Source organism: Clostridia bacterium, assembly GCA_012840125.1.
GTDB lineage: Bacteria > Bacillota > DULZ01 > DULZ01 > DULZ01 > DULZ01.
In genome coordinates this window covers 1-5,627 of sequence record DULZ01000033.1, presented here as the reverse complement: position 1 = coordinate 5,627, position 5,627 = coordinate 1, and the positions used below count along the sequence as shown (strand labels likewise).

General features: G+C 55.9%; 5 protein-coding genes. 2 read left to right on the top strand and 3 right to left on the bottom strand.

Annotated elements, in window-relative coordinates:
• A partial coding sequence (locus GXX34_03810; protein ID HHW06652.1) for a type I restriction endonuclease subunit R occupies positions 1 to 1,025 on the top strand: 1,025 nt, incomplete at its 5' end.
• A gap of 230 nt (positions 1,026 to 1,255) precedes the next feature.
• On the opposite strand, the gene GXX34_03805 is transcribed toward GXX34_03810, so the two are convergent.
• The gene (locus tag GXX34_03805) at positions 1,256 to 2,491 is read right to left on the bottom strand and encodes an LL-diaminopimelate aminotransferase (protein ID HHW06651.1); all 1,236 of its coding nucleotides are present in this window, start codon (positions 2,489 to 2,491) and stop codon (positions 1,256 to 1,258) included.
• A 41-nt stretch (positions 2,492 to 2,532) separates the two neighbouring features.
• Complete coding sequence (locus tag GXX34_03800; GenBank protein ID HHW06650.1) at positions 2,533 to 3,381, bottom strand: diaminopimelate epimerase; 849 nt, start codon at positions 3,379 to 3,381, stop codon at positions 2,533 to 2,535.
• Between the two features lie 141 nt (positions 3,382 to 3,522).
• On the opposite strand from GXX34_03800, the gene GXX34_03795 reads away from it, so the two are divergent.
• Positions 3,523 to 4,104: an ANTAR domain-containing protein gene (locus GXX34_03795; protein ID HHW06649.1), complete on the top strand. Its 582-nt coding sequence runs from the start codon at positions 3,523 to 3,525 to the stop codon at positions 4,102 to 4,104.
• 129 nt (positions 4,105 to 4,233) lie between these two features.
• On the opposite strand, the gene GXX34_03790 is transcribed toward GXX34_03795, so the two are convergent.
• Positions 4,234 to 5,627, bottom strand: a 1,394-nt coding sequence (locus GXX34_03790; protein ID HHW06648.1) for an ATP-grasp domain-containing protein, incomplete at its 5' end; no start/stop codon positions are given.

The window sequence follows — 5,627 nt, the reverse complement described above, 5'->3', positions numbered from 1 at the left end:
CATACCGGTTTTTGATTTGTGCGGATAAATTCCAAACCGGCTACGACGAGCCGCTTTTGCATACCATGTATGTTGATAAAGTGCTTTCCGGGGTTAAAGCGGTGCAAACACTTTCGCGTCTTAACCGTTCCCACCCGCAGAAGAGCGACACCTTTATCCTTGATTTCGTCAACGACCCGGAAGTAATCCGCGAGGCCTTTGAACCCTACTATCGTACGACTATCCTTGCGGATGAGACCGACCCGAACAAGCTGCACGATCTCAAGGCCGACCTAGACGGATACCAGGTCTATGCACCCGAACAGGTGGATGAACTGGTGCAGTTGTACTTGGATGGCGCCGACCGCGACCGTCTCGACCCGATCCTTGATGCTTGTGTTGCCATCTATATGGAACATCTCGACGAAGATGGTCAGATCGACTTTAAAGGTAAAGCCAAAGCGTTCTTGCGAACATATAGTTTTCTATCGTCGGTTCTCCCATACACCAACGCCGACTGGGAAAAACTATCGATCTTTCTCAACTTTCTGGTGCCGAAGTTGCCTGCGCCCAAAGAAGAAGATCTATCCAAAGGCATTTTACAAGCAGTGGACATGGAAAGTTACCGCATCGAGAAACAGGCCACCATGAAGCTCATACTTAACGATGCGGATTTCGAGATCGAACCAGTGCCTACAGGTAGCGGTGGACACAAACCTGAACCTAAACTCGATCGCCTCTCAAACATAATTAAGGCTTTTAATGAACAGTTCGGCAATATCCCTTGGGCCGACGCTGATCGGGTACAAAAGCTCATCACTGAGGAAATTCCCGCGCGCGTAGCGGCTGACCCCGCCTACCAGAATGCTCGCAAGTATTCCGATAAGGAAAACGCGCGCATTGAACATGACAAGGCACTGATGCGTGTCATGGTTGCTCTGCTCAAAGATGATACCGAACTATTCAAGCAGTTCAGTGACAACGAAAGTTTTCGACACTGGCTCACTGATACTATATTCACATTAACCTACGACGCACCTATATAGGGAGCTGGTTACCTGGTACCACTTTTTCTTAGACTTTGTCTGGAGACCCCATTACTCTCAATGATATCACTACCATTTTCCTTTTGTCGTCCTCTCACATCAGAAACAAATGTAGCTAGATAAATAAAACCAGCCTAGGAGCAGTTTCGCCAGCTTAATTGGACGGGGGGATAAGGATAATTAAGCTGTAGAAACCGCCTCAGGCTGGTTTTTGGCGCTTCTTCCAGTAATTACAGTTTTAGCTGCCTTTTGATCCGCTCCACAGCTTCTATCGTGTCCTCCCGGCTGCCGAAGGCAGTGAGGCGGAAGTAGCCTTCCCCGCTGGGGCCGAAACCGGCACCGGGGGTGCCGACCACCTGGGCTTCCCGGAGCAGCTTATCGAAGAAGGCCCATGAATCCAGTCCCTCCGGCGTTTTCAGCCAGATGTAGGGAGCATTCACCCCGCCGAAGACCTGCAGCCCCAGCTGCAGCAGCCCTTCCCGGATGATGGCGGCGTTGGTCATGTAGTAATCGATGAGTTCCCGCACCTGCCGCCGCCCTTCTTCCGTGTACACGGCGGCGGCGCCCTTTTGGATGATATAGGCCACCCCGTTGAACTTGGTGGTCTGGCGCCGGAACCACAGCTGGTTGAGGGAAACGGCTTGGCCGTCGCCGGTATAACCCTTCAACTCCTTGGGTACCACCGTGAAGGCACAGCGGGTACCGGTAAAGCCGGCGTTTTTAGAAAAACTGCGAAACTCGATAGCCACTTCCTTAGCTCCCTCGATCTCGTAGATGCTGTGGACCACCCCTTCTTCCCGGATATAAGCTTCGTAGGCGGCGTCATACAGGATCACCGCTTGGTGTTCCCGGGCATAGTCCACCCACTTCTTCAACTGTGCCCCGGTAATGGTCATCCCGGTAGGATTGTTGGGATAGCAGAGATAAATCAGGTCCACTTTCTCTTCAAGCAGTTCCGGCACAAAATTATTCTCCGCCGTGCAGGGCAGGTAAACCAGCCGGTTAAACCGGCCGGCGGCGTTCAAGGAACCGGCCCGTCCCGCCATCACGTTGCTGTCCACATAGACCGGGTAGACGGGGTCCATCACCGCCACTACACAGCCGGCACTGAAGATTTCCTGGATATTGGCCGTATCCGATTTAGCCCCGTCGCTGATAAAGACTTCATCCTCATCCAGGTCAATGCCCAGGGGCCGGTATTCCCCCTCGACAATGCTCCGCCGCAGGAAATCATAACCCTGTTCCGGCCCGTAACCCTTAAAGGTTTCCTGCCGGGCCATCTCCTCCACCGCCCGGTGCAGGCTCTCAATGACGGCCCGGGGCAAGGGCCGCGTTACATCCCCGATGCCCAGCCTGATGATCCGGGCCTCCGGGTGCTGTTCCCGGTACCGGGCCACCCTCTTCCCGATTTCCGAAAACAGGTAACCGCCCGGCAGCTGCAAGTAATGCTCATTGATTCTCGCCATCTGCATCTCTCCTTTGTTTAAGTTTCAAGGACCGGCTCCTCCTACAGGGCCAATTCCCCGTCAAAAACCTTCACCGCAGGGCCCGTCATGTACACGCGATTATTGTCTTCGCGCCACTCTACCAGTAAATCTCCTCCCAACAGTTGCAGGCGGGTTTGGCGCTGGGACACCCCGTTTAACACGGAAGCCACCAGGACGGCACAAGCCCCGGTGCCGCAGGCCATGGTTTCCCCGGCACCCCTTTCCCACACCCGCATCTTCAGGGTCCCTTCATCAATGACCTGCACAAACTCCACATTGATCCGGTTGGGAAACAAAGGATGGTTTTCCAGCCGGGGCCCCACTTGGGCCACCGGAAACCGGTCCACCTCCTCCACAAAAATAACGGCGTGGGGATTGCCCATGGAAACGCAGGTCACCCGGTAGGTTTCCCCCTCCACCTGCACCGGAAGGTTGATCGCCGCCTGCCCTCCCGCCAATACCGGGATCCGCTTGGGGTCCAACACCGGCTCCCCCATGTCCACCTGCACCAGCTCCACCCGGTTGCCGACAGTAAGCAAATCCAGCTCCTTGATGCCGGCCAGGGTCTCAACGGTAAGCCTGGTCTTGGCAGTCAAACCGCGATCGTAGACGTACTTGCCCACGCACCGGATGGCGTTGCCGCACATTTCCGCCTCGGATCCGTCGGCGTTAAACATGCGCATGCGGAAATCCGCCGTCTCCGAAGGCAGGATGAGGACCAGACCGTCGGAGCCGACGCCGAAATGCCGGTCGCTCACCCGCCGGGCTAACTCCGGCAGGTTCTCCATCAGACCGGGGGGGCATGCCCCGGTGCAGTCGATATACACATAATCGTTGCCCAAGCCGTGCATTTTGGTGAATTCAAGCATAGGGGATCCCTTCCTCTCCGTAGGTATATAAACTAGGCTAATCAAGGCTATAATAGACCGTTAATACTGCTGCCAGGCCCGCCTGCAGTATAATAAAATTGTAGGGCAATTCAGCTAATTGCGCGGAAAAAGGTGATCGGAATGATAGGGAGTAGAATTTTCCTGGCCTTAGCTCAACCTGATGAATTGAAGAAGATTAGATGGTTCTTGACTCGCCAGGGATTTACCGTGGTGGATGAAACACAGGACGGGACTAACGCCCTGCGGCGCATTAGAACCGTGCACCCGGATTTGATTGTGGCCGATGCGGAGCTGCCGGGCTTAAGCGGCGTCAAACTGGCGGAAATCGTGGAAGAAGAGGATCTTGCCCCTATCATCGTCCTCACCAGCAGTGATCAAGGCGGTCTCTGGCTGGACTTTGAACACCCCACCGGCATCATCTTCCTGCAGCGGCCCCTGACAAAACAGGGGCTGCTGCAGACCATCCAGCTTTCCCTCATCAGCGATTACAAGATCAAGCACCTGAAGCAAGATATCAAGAAACTGCAGCACCAGCTGGAGGAACGTAAACTGGTGGAAAGAGCCAAAGGCATCCTGATGCGGCAAAACAACCTTACTGAAAATGAAGCTTACCGCCTCCTGCAAAAACAAAGCATGAACACGGGCACTTCCCTTGCTGAACTGGCCAAAGCCATCATCCTGTCTCACCAGCTCACCGAGTGACGTCAACAGCCGGTACGGCGCCCTGCGCTGCCAGTGCCGGCTGTTCTTTTTTCCACCCGGTCCCCCTCCTGCCTCTCCCTGCCCCCTTAAAAGCATTTATCCGGCTGCCATCAAATATGCATCCCATCATCATGAGAGATCGTTTAAGCAGACAATGCCGGGCTTTTTGCCCTGCCGGTACAGCCGCAGGGAAGAGAGGAAGGCTTTCACCGTATCCAGGGAGGTGAAGCAAGGAACGGAGCTCTCCACCGCCATCCTTCTCAGCCGGAAACCGTCCCGCTGGGGTATCCGGCCGTGGGTCGGGGTATTGACAATGATGTTGATGACCCCTTCTCTTAGGGCGTCGCCGATGTTGTAGGAAGGCTGGCTGAGCTTGTTAATGACCTGCACGGGCACGCCGCGGCTTTCCAGCGCCCGGGCTGTTCCCTGGGTGGCCAAAAGCTTAAAGCCAAGAGCGGCAAATTCCCGGGCCACCTCCACTGCTTCTTCCTTGTAAACATCAGCCACGGTCACCAGGACGGTGCCCTGTTCCGGGAAATTGCAGCCGGCTGCCAAGAGTCCCTTGTACAAGGCTTCCGGCAGGTCACCGGCCACTCCCAGCACTTCTCCGGTGGATTTCATTTCCGGCCCCAGGCTCACTTCCACCAAAGGCAGTTTATCCAGGGAGAAGACAGGAACTTTCACCGCCACCAGGTTCTTCGCGGGATAAAGACCCGTGCCGTAACCCAGGTCTTTGAGTTTCTCGCCCAGCATGACCCTGGTGGCCAGTGCAATGATGGGAATCCCCGTCACCTTGCTGAGATAGGGTACCGTCCGGCTGGCCCGCGGGTTCACTTCGATGACGAAGACTTCCTCCCGGTGTTCGATGAACTGGATATTGATGAGCCCTTTGATTTCCAAGGCCAAAGCCAGTTTCCGGGTATAATCCACCACCGTGTCAATCACCGCGGGGCTCACATTGACGGCGGGATAGACGGAAATGCTGTCGCCGGAATGGATACCGGTCCGCTCGATATGTTCCATAATACCCGGGATGAGGATATCTTCCCCGTCACACACCGCATCCACTTCGATCTCCCGGCCGGTGATGTACTTGTCAATGAGCACCGGGTGCTCTTGCTTGACCCGGGTGATGATCTCCATGTACTCCGCCACATCGCGGCTCTGGTAGGCGATTTCCATGCCCTGCCCCCCCAGCACATAAGAAGGCCGCACCAGCACGGGATAGCCCAGCTTTTCCGCCGTAGCTACCGCCTCTGCGGTGGTAAAGGCCGTGCCCCCGGCGGGCCGGGGAATTCCCAGCTCACCCAGCAGGGCGTCAAACTCCTTCCGGTCTTCGGCCCGGTGAATCTGCTTGGGCTGGGTGCCTAAGACCGGGTAACCGGCATCGGCTACGGGTTTGGCCAGTTTAATGGCGCTTTGGCCGCCGAACTGGACCATCACCCCGTCGGGTTTTTCCTTGGCCAGGACACTCAGGACATACTCCGGGGCCAGGGGCTCGAAATAGAGGCGGTCGGAGACGT

Coding starts and splice junctions, on each gene's coding strand:
- GXX34_03805 (HHW06651.1), bottom strand. CDS start 2,491: ATGGCGAGAATCAATGAGCATTACTTGCAGCTGCCGGGCGGTTACCTG.
- GXX34_03800 (HHW06650.1), bottom strand. CDS start 3,381: ATGCTTGAATTCACCAAAATGCACGGCTTGGGCAACGATTATGTGTAT.
- GXX34_03795 (HHW06649.1), top strand. CDS start 3,523: ATGATAGGGAGTAGAATTTTCCTGGCCTTAGCTCAACCTGATGAATTG.